The sequence below is a fragment of the Roseicella frigidaeris genome (genome assembly GCF_003258945.1).
Lineage (GTDB): Bacteria > Pseudomonadota > Alphaproteobacteria > Acetobacterales > Acetobacteraceae > Paracraurococcus > Paracraurococcus frigidaeris.
On sequence record NZ_QLIX01000044.1, the window covers coordinates 1 to 17,890 of the forward strand.

Sequence of the window (17,890 nt, forward strand, 5' to 3'; positions counted from 1 at the left end):
GCATCGCTTGCGCCTTCGTCCGCTTGGCCATGATCCGCATCATGCTGCGACGGCTGGCCGCAACCCCCTCCGCCTGAATCAGAACTTCCCGGATGGGCTCTGACGTATCGATCGCTTTCGCCGTCTTGGCCCGCTGGCAGCATCCGTGCGGAAATTTGCGGTAAGGGCCTGAGCGGGGTCAGATCGAAGCCGTCTCGGCCGTCTCGTCCTGCGGCCAGCCCAGGAAGTAGGTGCCGTTGGGGATGATGCGGGCGTGCTGGAGCGGCCAGACGTGGGCGAGGTCGGCGGGATCGATCTCGGCCCCGCCCGCGCGGAGGCGCCCCACCACGCGCTCGATCTGGACCGTGTTCCACAGCACGGCGGCGTTGGACAGCAGCCCGAGGCAGCTCGCCTTGCTCATCACCTCCTCGTAGTCGCCGACCCGGAACTCGCCGCGGTTGGCGAAGAACAGCCAGCGCGCGAGCGAATGGCGCGCCTCGCCGCGGTTGAGCTGGCGCTGGATGGCCAGGCGCGTCGGTTCCTCGTGGATGTAGCGCAGGATGAAGAGCGTCTTGCACGCGCGGCCCAAGGCCGTCAGCGCCTTCGAGACCCGGTCCGCCGGCGAGGCGCTGATGAGCCGCTGCAGCACGACGTGCGCGGGAGCGGTCCTGTCCCGCAGCGAGGCGGCGATGCGCACGAGCTGATCCCACTGCTCGGCGATCAGCGCCGTGTCCACCACGCCGCGGAACAGCGGCTCCAGCGGGCCGTGATCCGTGTTCTTGTCCAGCTTGTAGATCTGCTGGTCGGGTAGGTCCTTCAGCCTGGGCATGAAGGCGATGCCCAATAAATGACATAACCCGAACAATTGCTCGGTAAAGCCGTGGGTGTCTGTCGTGTGGACCAGCGGCCGGACCAGCGTGTCGTTCTCCAGCAGCCCGTCCAGCACGTAGCCGGCCTCGCGCGGGGCGCAGGAGATCGCCTGCGTCGCGAACACGCCGAACCGGTCGGAGAGGTGGGTGTAGAGGGTGATCGCCCGGTCGTAGTAGCCGAAGTAGCGGGGGTAGACCGCGCCGAGCAGGCCGTCGCGCTGCACGGCGAAGCGCTGGCCGTCGGAGGAGGACAGGGTGCCGTCGCCCCAGGTGGCGCTGAACGGCAGCGCGTGGTGGTGGTCCACCACCGCCTTGCTCGCCGTCTTCAGCGTCGCCTCGCGCAGGAACCACTGCGAGGCGTGGTGCAGGCGGTCGGGCGTCATGCCCTCGATGCTGCCGGCCATGGCGGCGACGCCCAGATTGGTGCCGTGCGCGATGAGCGCGGCCAGCAGCGTGCGGTAGGTGTCCTCCCCGCCCCTCGGCTCGTAGCCGCCGAGCGGGGCGAGGGCGCGGGTCAGGCCGGTCCAGCGGTCCACCTGGCGCAGCAGGTCCTCGACGCGGACCTGCGGCAGGCTGGCGGCGATGACCGCGCGCAGCTTGCGCAGCCCGGGCGTGACCGGCAGTGCGTCGGGCTGCCGCAACCGCAGCTCGCCGTCCTGGATGCGCGCGAACAGGTTGCGCGGGAGGCCGCACGCCGCCGCGCCGGCGGCCTCGTCGAAGCGGGCGCGCAGGGCGGCGAGCGCCTCGTCGGGCCGGGGCGGCACGGGCAGGCGGGCGTAGACGTCCCCCTTCGCCTCGGCCCACTGCTGCTCGCCCATGAGCAGGTTCCAGAACGACACGTGCCGGCGGCTCGCGGCCAGGAACAGGTCGCCCGAACGCAGTGCGTCGCGCACCGCGAAGGCGAGCGCGATCTCCCACAAGGCCCGGCGTGGCCGCTGGCCGGCCGGGCAGGCCAGCTTGCGCCAGGCGGCCGGGACGAAGTGCCGGGGCGCGTCGTCCAGCAGTGCCTCCGAGGCGCCCGCGTCCAGCATGCGCGCGACCTCGATGGCGGCGAGCAGGGCCTCGCTGCCGGCCGCCGCCTCGAAAGGCAGGCGGAGGAAGGCGGGGAGGTAGCGGCGCAGGTCGCCGTAGCGCGCGGCCAACTCGTCCAGGAGGCCGCGCTCCTCCAACCGGGCGAAGGCGCGGCAGTCCGCCGCCGCCCCGCGCAGCGCGGCCTCCTCGACGGCCTCGTAAAGCCGGGAAATGGGTGCGTCGCGGTCGGCGTCGAGCAGCACGTCCACGGCGCCGAGCAGGGTGTCCAGCCCGCTCTTGGCCCGCCGGCGCAGGGCGCGGTGCTTCTCCTCGTATGCGAGCCGGGAACGCCGCTCGAACCCGGTCATGTACTGGTCGTGCATGGCCACGACCTGGTCGAGCAGCCCCTTGCGGGTCTCGACCAGGAAGGCCGCGACGAGGGCGTGCCGCTTGGGCGGGGCGAAGCGCCTGAGCGCCTGGGCGTCGTAGCGGCGCCCGAGCTGGGCGAGATGCTGCTGCAGCTGCGGCGTCGCGGCCGAGAGGTCCGCTCCGGCCCCGAGCAGCTCGTCCAGCAGGTCGAGCCGGGCGAGACGAGCCGAGATCGCCTTGGCCCGCGCCGCGGGCGGGGGTTCCTTGAGGTGGGCGAGCGGGGAGCGGTGCTCGCCCTCGGGCACGTCCACCAGGTCCTCGATGGCGTCGCGCAGCCGTTCCGGCAATCCGGCGGCGATGCGCTCGAACAGGTCCTGGACGGCGTGCGCCGCGGCGGAGGCGACCAGGCGCTCCAGCGTGCCCGGCGCCGGCAGCACGACGCGCGCGGTGCGCAGCAGGTCCTCGGCCAGCGCCAGCAGCGGCCCGGGCGTCATGCCCTCGGCCGCGCGCTCCTGCAGCCGGTCGCGCAGTCTCTGTTCGGCGGCGTGATCGAACTCGCCCCAGCCCAGGTGCCGGCGGATGCGCGCGAGCTGGGCGCTCTCGGTGGCGGGCCGCTCCGGCTTGGGCAGCGCCAGCACCGGGTCGAGGCCGAGCTGGGCGGCGAGGTGGTTCACCGCCTCGGGCGGCACGCGCCGGTAGTCCGCGGCGAAGCGGCCGGTGGCGCGCAGGGTGCAAAGCTGGACGGCGCAGCGCAGCCGGTGCTCCGCCCCGCGTGCCCGGAGCACCTCGGCCGCGTCCGCTGCGGTCAGTGTCCAGCGCCGGGCGAGGGCGTCCTCGCCCGTGTCGCCCCGAGGTGCGTTGGCCCGGGAGCCCACCCGCGGTCTCGGTCAGGACGCGTGGGGCGGGCGCTCGGCAGCGCGCCCGGCGCCGAGCAGCGCGATGCCCGGCGCCTTGAGCGTGCCGTCGGCGTGCAGGTAGTGGTACAGCGTGCTCGCGGGCACGCCGCCCAGCTCGCGGCAGATCGCGGGGACGCAGCGGCTCCCGTCGGCCATCAGGTGCTGGGCGTAGCGCAGGCGTTCGGGCGTCATCCGGCGCGGGCGGCCGCCCTTGCGTCCCCTCGCGCGCGCGGCGGCGAGGCCCTCCTTCACGCGCTGGCGGATGACGTTGCGCTCCATCTCGGCGAAGGCGGCCTGGATCTGCAGGAAGGCGCGGCCCATGGGGGTGGTGGTGTCGAAATCGGCGTTCAGCGCGCGGAAGCCCACGCCCCTGGCCTTCAGCTCGTCCACCAGCCGGATCAGCTCGCCGGCGAGCCGCCCGAGGCGGTCGAGATCGAGCACGACCAGCACGTCGCCCTTGCGCAGGTAGTCCAGGCACGCCTTGAGGCCCGGCCGGTCGGCGTTGGCCCCGCTGCCGCGGTCGTCGAAGATGCGTTGGCACCCGGCGGCCCGGAGGGCGTCGATCTGGCGGTCGAACACCTGCCGCTCCTCGCGGGTGGACACCCGGGCATAGCCGACCAATTCCATCGCCTTCGCGCCCCTGCCCGCTCACGACAACCTCTGCCAGGGCGGGTTATTCGTCAACTGATTGCTGCGGGGTTGTCGTGAAGCGAAAGGCCGGATCCGGCGTGCCGGCCGGCCGCTCACGACAAAGACTTGGTTTTCGCGAGTTCGCGCCCGCCGTCGGCGTGCAAGGGGTCGCCGTACGATTTGCTGGAGGCCGCGCGTCGAGGCGGCGGGGCCCGGGCCGGGCCAGTCACCCGGCTCCGCCCCCGGTGCCGGACCGCGCCGGCGTGGCGGCCGCCGCGGCGCCGATCCGCCCCGCGCCCATCCGCCGCAGCGAGACCTCCAGCCGCGCCTCGGCCTCGCGGATCTCCTTCAGCGCGCCGTGGGTGAAGCTGATGTGGCGCTCGGCCGCGGCGCGGGCGGCCTCGGGGTCGCGCGCGGCGATGGCGTCGTGGATGGCGCGGTGCTGGTCGCGCAGCAGGTCGCGCACCTCGGGGCGGGTGTAGAGCTTCTCGCGGCTGTAGAACACGCCGGCGCGCAGCATCCGCGACAACGCCCGCATCACGTGCAGCAGCACGGCGTTGTGGGTCGCCTCGTAGATGGCGATGTGCAGGTCGGCGTCGGCCTCGGCCTCGGGGACTGGGTCCCGCTCGCCATGCGCCGCGTCGATGCGGCGCATGCAGGCGGCGATCGCCTCGAGGTCCACCTCGGTCGCCCGCTCGGCGGCGAGGGCGGCGGCGTCGCCCTCGATGAGCTCGCGGAACTCCAGGTAGTCGTAGGTGGTCTCGGCGCGGGAGGCGAGCAGCGCCGCCAGCGGGTCGGTGATGCTGGTGCCGAGCGGGGCGACGTGGGTGGCACCGCCGGGCTCGCCGACGAGCAGGCCCTTCTCCTCCAGGATCTGGATGCCCTCGCGCAGGGTGGGGCGGGAGACGCCGAGGCGCTCGGCGACCTCGCGCTCGGGCAGCAGGCGCTCGCCGGGGCGCAGCGATCCCTCGAGGATCAGGGCCTCGACGTGGCGCGCCACGGTCGCGGCGGCGCGTCCCGGCGGTTTCTGCGTCGAATCGGGGGGCAAGGCCGGCGCCTCCGGTTGGTTTCACTCGTGCAGTCTGGCACGTGAAAGCGATCTGTCCAAGACAGATTGCCTGGGCTTCACAATTTTCCATTTGACAGTTTTAGTCAATGTATTTTACCAAGCTTTATTCAATGGGAAATCGCGTTGTCGCCGCCCACCAGGGCGGGCCAGCAGCGGACCGACCCGGTGGGAGGATGCGATGCGTGACAGACCAGGCAGGGCTTGGCCCTACGCTGCCGGCGCCGCCGCGGCGGCGCAGCCCCCCGCGGCCGCCCGCACCCTCATTCCATGCCGCCGACGCCGGCCGGAAGCGTGCCCGAGGTGGCACCCGGTCCGATGGCTGCCGCCCTGACCGGCCGGCAGGCCCGGTTCCGCGGCCCCCTCCACCCGCCCACCACCGCGCCGCGCCCGCACCGCCTGCCGGCCGGGTGAGGCCGCCCACCGCCTTCCCGCCATCCCCCAGCCAGGGAAACGTCTCATGGTCTGGTCACAGGTATACGACCCGTTGAACAACATGTGGCTCTCGACGCTGCTCGCGGCCGTGCCGATCGTCGTGCTGCTCGGCGCCATCGGCCTGCTCGAGATCAGGGCGCACATCGCCGCCGCGCTCGGCCTGCTCGCTGCGCTCGTCATCGCCGTGATCGGCTTCGGCATGCCGGCGGACATGGCCGCTGCCACCACCCTCTACGGCGCCGCCTACGGGCTGCTGCCGATCGGGTGGATCATCCTCAACGTGATCTTCCTCTACCGCCTGACCGAGGAGGCGGGGCTGTTCACGGTGCTGCGCGACAGCATCGCCTCGATCACCCGGGACCGGCGGCTGCAGCTGCTGTTCATCGCCTTCTCCTTCGGCGCCTTCTTCGAGGGCGCGGCCGGCTTCGGCACGCCGGTGGCGGTGACCGGCGCCATGCTGATCGGCCTCGGCTTCTCGCCGCTGGCCGCCTCCGGCCTGTCGCTGATCGCCAACACGGCGCCCGTGGCCTACGGGGCGCTGGGCACGCCGGTGATCGCGCTGGCGGCCGTCACCGGGCTCGACCTGCTCGAACTCTCCGGCATGATCGGGCGGCAGCTTCCGCTGTTCTCGCTGATCGTGCCGTTCTGGCTGATCTGGGCCTTCGCCGGCTTCCGCGGCATGCTCCAGGTCTGGCCGGCGCTGCTGGTCAGCGGCCTCTCCTTCGCCGTGCCGCAGTACCTGGTGTCCAACTTCCACGGCCCCTGGCTGGTGGACGTGGTGGCCGCCATCTCCTCGATGGTCTGCCTCGCCGGCTTCCTGCGCGTCTGGCACCCGAAGACGCTGTGGCTGGCCACCAGCCGCACCGAGGACCCGACGGTGGACAACGCGCCGGCCTCCGGGCCCCGCTCGGTCGGCGCCGCGGCGGCGGCGCGCGCCGAGGGCGGCGCGGTGCTCCGCGCCTGGCTGCCCTGGGTGATCCTCTCCGTCTTCGTCTTCCTCTGGGGCGTGCCGCAGGTGAGGGCCTTCCTCGACGGCCTCTGGATCTGGCGCCTGCCGGTGCCGGGGCTGCACAACATGGTCATGAAGGTGCCGCCGGTGGTCGCCGAGCCGCACGCCGAGGCGGCGGTCTACAGCCTGAACCTGCTCTCCGCGACGGGCACCGGCATCCTGCTCGCCGCGATCGTCGCCGGCCTGGTGATGCGCTACTCGCCGCTCGCCCTGCTGCGCGCCTATGGCCAGACCTTCTGGGTGATCCGCTATTCGCTGCTCACCATCGCGGCGATGCTCGCGCTCGGCTTCGTCACCCGCTACTCCGGCACGGACGCCACGCTCGGCCTCGCCTTCGCGCAGACGGGCTGGATCTACCCGCTGTTCGGCACGCTGCTCGGCTGGCTCGGCGTGGCGCTGACCGGCTCCGACACCGCCGCCAACGTGCTGTTCGGCGGGCTGCAGAAGGTGACGGCGCAGCAGCTCGGCCTCTCGCCGGTGCTGATGGCGGCGGCCAACTCCTCCGGGGGCGTGATGGGCAAGATGATCGACGCGCAGAGCATCGTCGTCGCCTCCACCGCGACCAGGTGGTACGGGCACGAGGGCGACATCCTGCGCTACGTCTTCTTCCACTCCATCGCGCTGGCGGTGCTGGTCGGCCTGTTCGTGATGCTGCAGGCCTACGTCTATCCCTTCACCCTGCTGGTGCCCTAGACTCAGGAGCCGAGCCGCGCGGGGCGGGTCCGCCCCGCGCGGCGCACCTCCTTCCAACCCTCCGAGGAAGAGGCCGCGCCGCCATGACCGCCAACCCCAGGGGAACCGAGCAGTGCCCCCGCGTCGGCCTGTTCGTCACCTGCCTCGCCGACGCGATACGCCCCCGGCTCGGCTTCGCCGCCTTGCACCTGCTCGAAGCCGCGGGGTGCGCGGTGGAGGTGCCGCGGGCGCAGACCTGCTGCGGGCAGCCCGCCTACAACTCGGGCGACAGCCGGGGTGGGGCGGCCCTCGCGCGCCGGGTCATCGCGGCGTTCGAGGGCTACGATTACGTGGTCGTCCCCTCCGGCTCCTGCGCCGGCATGATCCGCATGCACTACCCCGAAGCGCTGGCGGGCGACCCGGCGTGGCTGCCCCGGGCCGAGGCGCTCGCCGGCAGGACGCACGAGCTGCTGAGCTTCCTCGTGGACGTCAGGGGATGGCGGCCCGAGGGCGTGTCGCTCGCGGCCAGCGCCACCTACCACGACTCCTGTGCCGGCCTGCGCGAACTGGGCATCCTCGCCCAGCCGCGCGCCCTGCTGCGGGAGGTCGAGGGGCTGGAGTTGCGCCCGCTCACCGGCAACGACGTGTGCTGCGGCTTCGGCGGCACCTTCTGCGTGAAATACCCGTCCATCTCCAACGCCATCGTGAAGGAGAAGGCCGTGCTCATCGAGGCTACGGGGACGGAGCTGCTGCTGGGGGGCGACCTCGGCTGCCTGATGAACATGGCGGGCGCCCTGCACCGCCGGGGCAGCAAGGTGCGCGCCTTCCACACGGCCGAGGTGCTGGCCGGCATGGGCGGCGGCCCGGCCATCGGCGAGGAGGGCTGAACCATGGCGGCGGTGTTCCAATACGGCGTCGCCCGGGCGCTGTCCGACCCGAACCTGAAGCTTGCCATCGACCGAACCACCGTCACGGCGGAGCGCAAGCGCGCGGCGGCGCTGGCCGACTACCCGCAGTTCGCCGCGGCGCGGGAACGCGGGACGGCGATCAAGGACCACGTCGTCGCCAACCTGGACCACTACCTCGAAGAGTTCGAGCGCAACGCGACGGCGAGCGGCGCCAAGGTGCACTGGGCCGCGGATGCGGACGAGGCGTGCCGGATCGTGCTGGGCATCTGCCGGGAGGCCGGCGCGCGCCGGGTCACGCGGGTGAAGTCGATGCTGGGCGAGGAGATCGGCCTGCCGCACGCCCTGGAGGAGGCGGGGATCGAGCGGGTGGAAACGGACCTCGCCGAGCACATCGTCCAGCTCGCGGGCGAGACGCCGTCCCACATCGTCTGGCCCGCCCTGCACAAGACGCGCGAGCAGGTCTCGGCCTTGTTCAAGGCCGCGCACCGCGTCCCGCACGAGGCCGACACCGTGGAGGCCATGGTCGAGAGCGCGCGGCGGGAGCTGCGCGACCGCTTCCTCTCGGCCGAGGTGGGCATTTCCGGCGCCAATTTCCTGATCGCCGACAGCGGCGCGGTCTGCGTCGTGACGAACGAGGGCAACGCCGAGCTGACCACGACGCCGCCCCGGGTGCACGTCGTCACCGCGGGGATCGAGAAGCTCGTGCCCTCCATCGCGCACGCCTTCGCGATGCTCCGTCTGCTCGTGCGCTCGGCCACGGGCGCGGACCTGACGCAGTACACCACCTTCCACTGCGGCCCGAAGCGGCCCGGCGACCGCGACGGGCCGGAAGAGTTCCACATCGTGCTCGTGGACAACGGCCGCAGTCGGATGCTGCGGGACGGCTTGCGCGAGATGCTGCGCTGCATCCGCTGCGGCGCCTGCATGAACCACTGCGTCGTCTACCGCCAGATCGGCGGCCACGCCTATGGCGGGACCTATCCCGGCCCGATGGGCGCGGTGCTGACCCCGGCGCTGGAGGGGGTGGACAAGGCGCGCGACCTTCCGCACGCCTGCACGCTGAACGGCAGGTGCCAGGAGGTCTGCCCGGTGAGCATCCCGCTGCCCACCCTGCTGCGGGGCTGGCGCGACCGGAGCTGGAAGGAGGGGCTGGTGCCCCGCGGCGTGCGGTCCGGCCTGGGGCTGTGGCGCTTCGCGGCCGAGCGGCCCTGGCTCTACCGCCTCGGCACCGCGGCGGCCGTGCGGGCGATGCGGCTGTTCCGCCGCGGCGGCTGGATCGCCCGCATGCCCTTCGCCGGCGCCTGGACCCGCTACCGCGACCTGCCGGCGCCAGCTGGGCGCACCTTCATGGAGCAACTGCGAGATTGGGAGCGGGGCCGGTGAGCGCGCGCGAGGCCGTGCTCGGCGCCGTGCGCGCCGCGCTCGGACGCCCCAGCCCGGACCCGGCCGCCGTCGCCGCGGAGGCGGGGGCGCTGCTGGCCGACCCGGACGCGATCCGCCCCTCCCTGCCGCTGCCCGACCCGGTCGCGGCCTTCGCGGCGCGGGTGGTCTCACCCAAGGTCGGGGCCACCCTGGACCGCATCGGCGACCTGCAGGAGCTGCCCGAGGCGGTGCGGCGCTACCTCGCCGGACACGAGTTGCCGCGCGAGCTGACGCTGCAACCCGACCCGGCGCTGCGGCGCCTGGACTGGACCGGCTTCGAGCTGCGCGAGGCGGCGCGGCCTGACGAGGCGGTGGCCCTCGGCCGAGCCCGCTGGGGCATCGCCGAGACCGGCTCCTTGGTCTTCCACTCGGGGCCGGAGACGGCGGTGCTCAACCACTTCCTGGCCCTGCACCACCTGGTCGCGCTGCGGGCCGCCGACGTCCTGCCGCACCTGGAGGACTACGCGGCGGTCGCCGGCCCGGCGCCGCGCAACCTGAACCTGATCACCGGCGCCAGCGGCACCACCGACATCGAGGGCAGCTACGTCCGCGGCGCCCACGGTCCGGCCTTCCTGCACGTTGTGCTGGTCGGGGCGCCCCTGCCCTGAGCAACCACCGCCGCGGCGGCGGCGCGCCCGACGCGGGCCCCCGCCAGCCGCCTGCGGCCGCGCGGCACCCAGGGTCCTGGGGCCGCCGCACGCCGGCATCAGGCCCTTACCGCAAATTTCCGCACGGATGCTGCCAGCGGGCCGGTCTCTCCGCCCCAGGACAGGCCCATGCGACCCAGCCAGTCCCGCATGCTGCGTCCCAATTCGACTTCACGGCTGCCAGTGCGAACGGCCTCCGTCTGCAGATAGAGGAGGATCATGCGGGCGCGGGCACCGTAGGGGACGCCGTAGAGCTTGGCAGTGCCCAGTCCACGGCGTAGACGACCGGGTTCTACCATCAGAACCACCTGATGCCCGCGCTTCTCCCAGGGTTGGTCGTCGGGTAGCCTACGGTGTGGTAGGCCAGTGAGGCAGAAACCGGTATATGTGATACCGATCTTGCCGGCCTCGTCTCCCATAACCTCTGCAGCGATATCGACCAGCAACCGTTTCTCGGGCTCGACCATGGAACGGGCCTGGTCTCGTCCATGGAGAAGCACTAGCTGCCGCACTCCTCCGTCTGCCTCGGCCATGACGAATCCCTCAAGGTGGTTCGACCATCCACGGCGACCCCCAGCGGCGTCAACGGGGGGTTTACTCCCGCAGGCTAGTAGAAGGTATTTGAGTCTAATTAGTAGAGTCCGGGAGCAAACCCCCCGGTATAACTGGCCTTTCGGGAGTAAACCCCCCACCGCGTCACATATTCCCCCCGGGGTGATAGGGCGTTCTGTGGACAGCTCAGGGGCGGGAGTAAACCCCCCATTAGGCCCGACTCGAACAGGCAGGTTGTGGTGACTTGCTGCCGAGCATGTTGCTCTCCTTCGTCCAGGTCCTTCAAACTTACCCGAACTATCGCACGGCCGAGGTAATGCGGACCGACACCGGTAGCGCTTCCGTAACCCGCCTTATTCGACATTCTTCTGAACCTGCGCTGGCCGAGGTTTCCGAGACTCTGTTCATTCTGACTATGATCCTCCTGATGATCCACCGCCTCTCTCATCCCACTTGCAGGCGACTGTCCGCCACCTGACTGCGTGAACGGGCACTGCAACCCGGCGCCATCCCCCACGGCCTCGTTGACTATAAGGAATTCCTCTCGACAATTTCAAATTGTCGTGTGCTAAATGCGGCAGCTATTTAGGTGTCGCAGATGGGCCGACTTCATTCGTCAGAGCAGTCGGTGTTTGAAACGGACGCCAAGCAATCCTTTTGTCTGGGGAGACCCAGCAATGAAGCAGCAGGCGTTGAGCCGCGGTTGCCCGACCACTCTGATCAACGCCAGCACGAATTCGATCGTCTCACTACATTGGCCCGTGTTCTGTTCGATAAACCAGATATGATGGTTTGGATCAATGCGGGCGAGACAACCGGTGGTCTTGGCATTGCTGGATCGGCACTACGAGCCGAGGCATCGCTTACTGCAACTGTATTTGAGAAGGTTACGCACGTCGAGCCGCGCGAGACTAAGATCTGCGCTACGGCGTCTCTCTACGCACTTAGCGGACACCAGATCGGCACACTGCACATCGCCGCCTTTGATTCTTGGCACCTAGCAGAAGCCTCCTTAGATCAAGATCGAGTGGAAGCACTGGCCGGTGTAGCAGCCGAACTGCTGGAAGCAAGACTCTGCATTCGCCGGACCACTGAGGCGATGGCTGAAAAAGATATAATGAAGCGTGAGGCTGACCACCGGGTCGCCAACGGGCTACAACTGCTTCATAGCGCTTTGCTGCTGCAAGCGAAGCGTGACCCCGACGCACCTTCCTACGACGTAATTCAAGCTGCTGCGCGCCGTGTCGAAGCAGTGGCGGGAGCACATCGTCACCTGCACACTACATCTGGACGCTACACGGACGAAGGAGGATCGGATGCTGCGGTCTACCTTATGGGGCTGCTGCAACGCGTTGGCCAGCGGCCAGAGCTAGATGGCTCCACGGCAGCGGAATCAGCCCCCCCCTTGGTACTGGATGTGGAACCCGGCACGGCAGCGGCGGTCCCCGCCGGGCTCTTACCACGCCTTGGGTTGATTGCAGCAGAACTGGTCGCAAACGCTTTGAAGCATGGTGCTGGGCCGGTGCGTGTCGAGTTGCTGCGGCCACCTGCCGTCAATAACTGCGGCGTTGTGCTGGCCGTGTCAGATGACGGTCCGGGGTTTCCGCCCGGGTTTGCTCCCAAGGCAGGTAATGGCAAGGGTTTGGGCATGCGACTTGTGGCGGCACTCTCACGGCCAGGTAGCGTATCAATCGACCCGAAAAACCAGCGCCGGATCGTTGTGCACCTCATAGATCGCGCTCAAGCAGCAGCGGCACATTGACAGGTTATCGTGGAAGGCACTGCTATGGCTCAAACGGGAGCGTGATAGAAGCCTTTCTACAACTGGCTTTGGGCCGTGGTCGCCGGCGGCATCTACGACCGCCTTATCGCCCTAAGCCATCAAGCACCCGCCATAGCATGGGCGGTCTCGGTCGATACACTCGATTCCAGTACGGAAGCATTAGCAATCGCAAGCAAGTGCACAGCAGCGCCGCCGTAGCGACAAGCGGTATCGCGCTGGCGGTAGTTGTCATGGATTGGCCTAGCTCGCTGCGCGTGGGCAACTGTCGCCCAAACTGCGGCCGCCGCTCAAGCCAGTCTGCCAGACAACTGGCCTATTCCCGAACTGCTAGCCGAAGGCGCATCGAGGAAGTGCTTTCTTTGGTTTCTGCCTGCACCTGGCTTAGAAAGCCCGTCCGCTGATAAAGGTTTAAGATGGGTAAGTTGGTAGTGCCTCTCCTCGCACTGATTGCAGTGGGGCTTGCGGCTTGCGATGACCCGCCGAAGAACATGCCTGGTCCTGGGTCCGTCGTCGCAAGCGCACGCCAAGCTGCGGAGGCGCAAGTGCGGACCCGATTGCGCATGGTGGGTGAGATGCAAATGCGTGCGGTGCAGGCGTGGCAACAACAGATGTCGAATACCATCGCTGTTTGTGGTCAGATCAACCCAACCGGTGAGGCCACCGATCCCTTCATACCATTTGTCGCGGTCGTGGCCATCAAGGAGGGAAGGGTGGAGCGGACGGATTTGGTAATTGGCATGTCCAATTCAGAAGCCGGCCGCGTCTTCGTCGAGATGCTGGATCGCTGCTTCGAAGGCGGCGGCCCACCAACGGGACGCCCGCAGGCGCGCGCTCTGCCGCCGTTGCCACTCGACGTGTCACGTGTGCAGCAGCGCGCAGCGTCGTCGCTTGATACCCCAGCCCCGGTCGCAACTGGCTCAGCGGTGCCGGTTTCACCGGGGCCTGCATCACCCTCTATAGCTGCGTTGCCAATGGTGACGACCAAAGCAGCGCATCCGGTGAACATACGCAGCCAACCCGGTGGTAGTGGGGCAGTAGTACGTATCGTTCCGCGCGCCTCGACACTACGAGTTTTCGGTGAGGCGCCTGGCGGCTGGCTACAGGTGGGTGAGGACCAACCTTTCGGGTGGATACATGGGTCGATGCTGGACCGATAAGACGGTGCTCGGGCGTCTTGCCAACCTTCGACGCTGGCCGATTCAAGCTGGGGTGCTATCGTCGACCAACCGGCAACTTAGAGCGTGGCGCTCATCCGAAATTCTTGAAGGAGGTCCACCACCCTCGCCGCGGCGGGCGTGAGCGATAGTGTGACGAGCGTCGCTGGCGCTTTATTACGGCACTGACGATCCCGGTGACCAAAAGTGGAAGAAGAGCAACCAAGATCTGCACGATGGCACTGGGCTCCCTCCGCGCGTATGAGCCATTAGGATCTTGCAGGACGTCTCGGTTGGCATCCGAGACAGCTACCGCTTCCCCCGGCTTGGCTGGCACCGGCGCTGACTGCTTGCTCCCTTTGAGGTTGGCCCAAGCCCGCGTGAATTCAGCCCCAGCCAAAAAGATAAGCGCAGAGTAATAAAGCCAAACGAGCACGATAATAATCGTGCTCGCTGCACCAAAGCCGGCAGCGACATCGCTTTGGCCAATATAAAGCGCGATCAAGGTTTTGCCGATGGTGAATAAGATCGCGGTTGAGAAAGCTCCAATGCAGACGTCGCGCCAAGCAAGCTTACGATCAGGTAGTACCTTATAGATTGCTGCAAACAGGAGCGTCAGCACTCCAACCGTTACGGTGAGATTGAGCGCGAACGCAACGATCGTGCCGCCTGGGAGTGCGGTTTCCAGCCAAGAGCCAAACGAAGAAATGGCCGCACTGATGGCGAGAGAGGCGATGAGAATAAAGCCTGTTGTCGCAACCAATCCAAGCGCTGCAGCTTTTGCTTTCACTAAGCGGGAGACTGTTTCTGTAAGTGAGTCAGCTTCTGGAACCTCGGTTTTCCAGACGGCATTGAGCGCATTTTGCAGCGCTCCAAACGCACCACCCGCAGTAAGCAGAAGTGTGCCGAGGCCAATGGCGATGGCCCAGCCGCCGCGCGCATTGCCCAGCGCGCCTTCGGCCAACCTCCCGACCTCACCAGCTGCTTGGTCGCCCAGCATGCCGGTCATCTGGGCTGCGATGGCGTCATCCACCTGATCGCGGCCAAACACGAAACTGGCGATACCGGTGGCGATGAACAGAAGCGGCCCGATTGCAAACAGGGTGAAGTACGCGATACCCGCCGCTCGGGTCAGAGCATCGTCTGAAATAAAGCCTTCACCAGTGTCCTTCAGCAATGCCCAGATCCGACCCATGGTCCATACGCCCGAATTGCCAAGAACATGAAACGGATTGAAAGCGAAGCAGTTTCACTTGTCGAACCCGTACCGGTTCAAAACGCTGGCCGAGGCCTGTGCCATCGTTGAAGCTTGGCGATAGGACTACGATGAGTGCCGGCCTCACATAGCTCTCGGGTAGAAGACATCGCAGGAATACCTTTTGCAGACAGGTCCTTGCGGATCGACGAAGGGTTCGAAGGCTAACGCTGAACTTGGACCACCAAATTTCAGCGCCTCACATTTAATTCGCCTTCAGGCGTGGAAGCATCGCGTCCAGGGATGAGTCTCAATGTGCCAAATGCCTCTGCTTGTGACAGGGCGAGAAGTCCGTCACGACCTAACTCAAGCCCCGCCATGAACGTCGTCGCCAGTGCTGCCCGCTGCTGCAGCTGTGACCGGACCCGCTCTTCTGATGGCGGCGGCAGGAAGGCGGTGAGGTCAGCCCCCTCCCCCACCTTTGGCAGCAGTTCGCGCATCCGTTCGAGCGCATCCGGCACCCGCCACAGCGTCGGCGGCCGCGGCCGGTACACCCGGTCCCGGTGTGGCAACACCAACAGGCGCAGGCAGGCCCGCAGCAGCTCCGCCGTGTCCGCCAGCGGCGGCGCGCCGGCGTTGATGGTGGTGTTGGGTTCCGCCTCGCCGCGCGCGAAGACCTGCCGCCCGAGCTGCGGCCGTTGCTCCAGCCAATCAGCCAGCCGGCTTGCCCATTCCCGGTCCGCCAGCCGGCGCCGCAGCCCCTGCGCCTCGCGCTCCGCCTCGGCGCTCTCCGCCGCCGCGGCCGGCAGCAGCAGCCGCGAGCGCAGCAGCGTCAGCCACGCCGCCATGATCAGCCAGTCCGCCAAACGCGGCAGCGGCACCGCCTGCTGCTCGATCGCCGCCGCGACGACCGCCTCGAACTGCTCGGCCAAGGTGGCGACCGAGAGCTGCGACAGGTCGACCCGCTGCGCCCGCGCCAGCTCGAGCAGCAGGTCGAGCGGTCCCTCATAGGCCCCGAGCCGCAGCGCCGGCGCGCCGCTGTTGCCGACCGCAGCCGGGCTGGCGTCGAGGAAGGCCTCGGCGCTGTCGGCCTCAGGGGTCATCGTAGTGCGGCTGCACCGCGAGCTTGAGCTCGGGCCAGCGCTCGCGCAGCTGCCGGATCGCGGCCCAGGGTGTCCAGTCGGCCGACCAGCAACCCAGCCACAGCAGGCTGGGGTCGCGCCTGGCTGGCTGGCCGCGCTTCGGCACCGGCAGCTCGACCACGTGCCGCAGCGCCTCGGTGGTGCCCCAATGTGACCACAGCCAGGCCCGCGCCTCCGGATGCTCGGGCCCAAGCCGAAGCATCGCCTCCGGCACCGGCAGCAGCCGGTGCAGGTCGAGCGGGCAGGCGCAACTCTCACCCGAGCGCTCGGCCACCAGCCGCAGCCGCTCCTCGGCCGCGGTCCGCAGCTGGCCAGAGAGGATGCGGGCGCCCTCGAGGCTCAGGCTGCGGGTGAGCGGCGGGGGCGGCGCGACCAGCAGGTGGAACCAGTCCTCCTCGGCGCGGCCGAGGCTGTGCTGCCAGGGGATCACCCCGGCGCCGGCGGCGGCCTGGCGGAAGGCCGCGACCACGGCCGGATCGCCGGTGACCCGGAGGTGGTGGTAGAGCCAGTCGGTATGCGCCGGTGCCAGCACCTCGACTGCTGGGGCGCCGGCCTCCTGCCCTGCCCCACCGCCCGACTCCGGCAACCTCTGCCGTCTGACCTGGGCCCTGGTCACAGGTCGAGCAGCTTGCTGGCGCTCTCGGTGACCAGCTTGGCCCGGCGGACATAGCCGCGCATGGTCTTGAGGTCGCGGTGGCGGGTGTGGTCCATCACCTGCTCGTCGCGGGCGCCGGCCATGTAGGCCTCGGTCACGAAGCCCGCCCGCAGCCCGTGGGGCGACAGCCGCTCGGTGCTGTGCACGGTGATCCCGGCCGTCTTGGCCCGGCCCTTGAGGATGGTCCGCACGGCCTCGCCACTGAGTCGGGCGTGCTCGATGTTGCCCCAGCGGTCGACCTTGCGGAACACCGGGCCGTAGTCGCAGGCCGAAGCGGCGAGCCAGGCCTCGAGCGTCCGCACCGGGCAGGTCTCGGCCCGCTTGCCGCGGGTGATGCCGAGCTCGGTGCCCTTCCCTTCCTGGTCGGTCTTGGAGGAGGGCAAGGTCAGGCGCAGCCCCTCGCCGGTGAAGCGCAGATGCTCGCGGTCGATGCCGACCAGCTCGGAGCGGCGCAGCGCCCCGGCAAAGCCCAGCAGCAACAGGGCGCGGTCACGGAGGCCGGCCAGGTCGCCACCGCAGGCGGCCACCAGCTTTCGGAGCTCGATCGAGGTCAACGCCGCGGCCTGGCGGCGGCGGCTGCCGTGCCGGCGAAAGATGCCGCGCAGCGTGGTGCGGATGGCGGGATGGCCGGCCGACCAGTCGAGCCCGCGCAGGCGGTGCTGCTGGCCGATGGCGGCCAGCCGGCGCTCGAGCAGCGAGCGCGAGTACAGGCCGGCGAGGGATGCCAAATAAGCGGCGACGGCCGCTGGCTCGGCCGGCAGCGAAACGCAGCCGGTGTCGCCGCACCAGTCGCAAAAATGCGCCCAGTCGGCGGCATAGGCGCGCAGCGTCTCCGGCGCGAGCGCCTCCCGGGCATAGGCCTGGGCGGCAGCGAGCGCCGCGGCGCCGGCCGTGGCGAGAGCCCTACCCTGCTGGGGCACCACCGCTGGCGGACCGGCCTCGGCCGCCGTCGCACTCCCCGCCTCGCCCATGGTTCCCTGCCCGCCCCCGGTCAGGCCTGGAATCTGGCGGTTTTCCGCGATTGCGGCAAGCCCTGGGTCACTTGCGGTAAGCGGGACTTATCGCATGTGAGCCACATCCAATCACCGCCTAGGAAACGCAGTTGCAGATCGGGTATCCTACCTGGGGAGCCGGAAGGGGCAGGCCGCCGGGAAGTGCCGCTGCAGTGTGCCGGGGCCGGATGGCCCCCTCTCACTCTCTCGCCAACATTGCCAAAGCCCACATCACCGTGCCGCACATCGCCAGCGGCTCCGTTGCGAACCATGGTCCGTGGTGGCGGTAGGGGTATTTCTTTCATCCCGATGCGCCAGCACGAGGTGTAGGGGATGTGATCGCCATTGAGGCTGATGCAAAGGGCCACCCTGGGGAGCAATCCACAGGGTGGCTTGTTGGCCTTAGAGCCCATCCGGAAAGGAATTGAATCGGCTGAATCGGATGTGATTCTCTGGTCGTGCGGGCGATTCGCGGGGGCAGGCAATGGCGTGGACGGCAGAGCA

14 protein-coding genes are annotated in these 17,890 nt (G+C 69.1%); 6 read left to right on the top strand and 8 right to left on the bottom strand.

Annotation, left to right across the window (positions count from 1 at the left end; all coding sequences use genetic code 11):
* Window positions 1-178: 178 nt before the first annotated feature.
* The 3 genes from DOO78_RS25635 to DOO78_RS25645 form a co-directional block, all read right to left on the bottom strand.
* The gene (locus tag DOO78_RS25635) at window positions 179-3,103 is read right to left on the bottom strand and encodes a Tn3 family transposase (RefSeq protein WP_111472733.1); all 2,925 of its coding nucleotides are present in this window, start codon (window positions 3,101-3,103) and stop codon (window positions 179-181) included.
* 12 nt (window positions 3,104-3,115) lie between these two features.
* Window positions 3,116-3,751, bottom strand: coding sequence for a recombinase family protein (locus DOO78_RS25640; RefSeq protein WP_111472734.1), 636 nt, complete (start codon window positions 3,749-3,751; stop codon window positions 3,116-3,118).
* Between the two features lie 229 nt (window positions 3,752-3,980).
* Window positions 3,981-4,802 carry an FCD domain-containing protein gene (locus DOO78_RS25645; protein ID WP_111472735.1) on the bottom strand — a complete coding sequence of 274 codons (822 nt, stop codon included), beginning with the start codon at window positions 4,800-4,802 and terminating at the stop codon, window positions 3,981-3,983.
* A gap of 478 nt (window positions 4,803-5,280) precedes the next feature.
* On the opposite strand from DOO78_RS25645, the gene DOO78_RS25650 reads away from it, so the two are divergent.
* The 4 genes from DOO78_RS25650 (at window position 5,281) to DOO78_RS25665 (ending at window position 9,874) form a co-directional block, all read left to right on the top strand.
* The gene (locus DOO78_RS25650) at window positions 5,281-6,957 is read left to right on the top strand and encodes an L-lactate permease (protein ID WP_111472736.1); all 1,677 of its coding nucleotides are present in this window, start codon (window positions 5,281-5,283) and stop codon (window positions 6,955-6,957) included.
* An 83-nt stretch (window positions 6,958-7,040) separates the two neighbouring features.
* Window positions 7,041-7,823, top strand: a complete 783-nt coding sequence (locus DOO78_RS25655) for a (Fe-S)-binding protein (RefSeq protein WP_111472737.1) — start codon at window positions 7,041-7,043, stop codon at window positions 7,821-7,823.
* A gap of 3 nt (window positions 7,824-7,826) precedes the next feature.
* Window positions 7,827-9,227, top strand: coding sequence for a LutB/LldF family L-lactate oxidation iron-sulfur protein (locus tag DOO78_RS25660; RefSeq protein ID WP_111472738.1), 1,401 nt, complete (start codon window positions 7,827-7,829; stop codon window positions 9,225-9,227).
* Entirely contained in the window at window positions 9,224-9,874 is a 651-nt protein-coding gene (locus DOO78_RS25665; protein WP_111472739.1) for a LutC/YkgG family protein, read from the top strand. Before DOO78_RS25660 ends, DOO78_RS25665 begins: the two co-directional genes overlap by 4 nt.
* Window positions 9,875-9,972: 98 nt before the next feature.
* Here DOO78_RS25665 and DOO78_RS25670 read toward each other — a convergent pair whose 3' ends face one another.
* Window positions 9,973-10,380, bottom strand: coding sequence for a replication protein RepA (locus DOO78_RS25670; protein WP_243634796.1), 408 nt, complete (start codon window positions 10,378-10,380; stop codon window positions 9,973-9,975).
* 683 nt (window positions 10,381-11,063) lie between these two features.
* Between DOO78_RS25670 and DOO78_RS25680 the strand changes: the two genes are divergently transcribed.
* Window positions 11,064-12,227, top strand: a complete 1,164-nt coding sequence (locus DOO78_RS25680) for a histidine kinase dimerization/phosphoacceptor domain -containing protein (protein ID WP_111472742.1) — start codon at window positions 11,064-11,066, stop codon at window positions 12,225-12,227.
* A gap of 581 nt (window positions 12,228-12,808) precedes the next feature.
* Window positions 12,809-13,405: an SH3 domain-containing protein gene (locus DOO78_RS25685; RefSeq protein ID WP_165839090.1), complete on the top strand. Its 597-nt coding sequence runs from the start codon at window positions 12,809-12,811 to the stop codon at window positions 13,403-13,405.
* Window positions 13,406-13,496: 91 nt separating this feature from the next.
* Here the strand turns inward: DOO78_RS25685 and DOO78_RS25690 are convergent, their stop codons facing one another.
* The 4 genes from DOO78_RS25690 to DOO78_RS25705 form a co-directional block, all read right to left on the bottom strand.
* Entirely contained in the window at window positions 13,497-14,597 is a 1,101-nt protein-coding gene (locus DOO78_RS25690) for a YihY/virulence factor BrkB family protein (RefSeq protein WP_111472744.1), read from the bottom strand.
* A 251-nt stretch (window positions 14,598-14,848) separates the two neighbouring features.
* Entirely contained in the window at window positions 14,849-15,700 is an 852-nt protein-coding gene (locus DOO78_RS25695) for a segregation and condensation protein A (protein WP_111472745.1), read from the bottom strand.
* A complete protein-coding gene (locus tag DOO78_RS25700; protein WP_111472746.1) occupies window positions 15,690-16,271 on the bottom strand; it encodes a hypothetical protein in 582 nt (193 codons plus the stop codon). Before DOO78_RS25700 ends, DOO78_RS25695 begins: the two co-directional genes overlap by 11 nt.
* A gap of 80 nt (window positions 16,272-16,351) precedes the next feature.
* The gene (locus tag DOO78_RS25705) at window positions 16,352-17,314 is read right to left on the bottom strand and encodes a site-specific integrase (RefSeq protein WP_243634797.1); all 963 of its coding nucleotides are present in this window, start codon (window positions 17,312-17,314) and stop codon (window positions 16,352-16,354) included.
* Window positions 17,315-17,890: the final 576 nt, after the last annotated feature.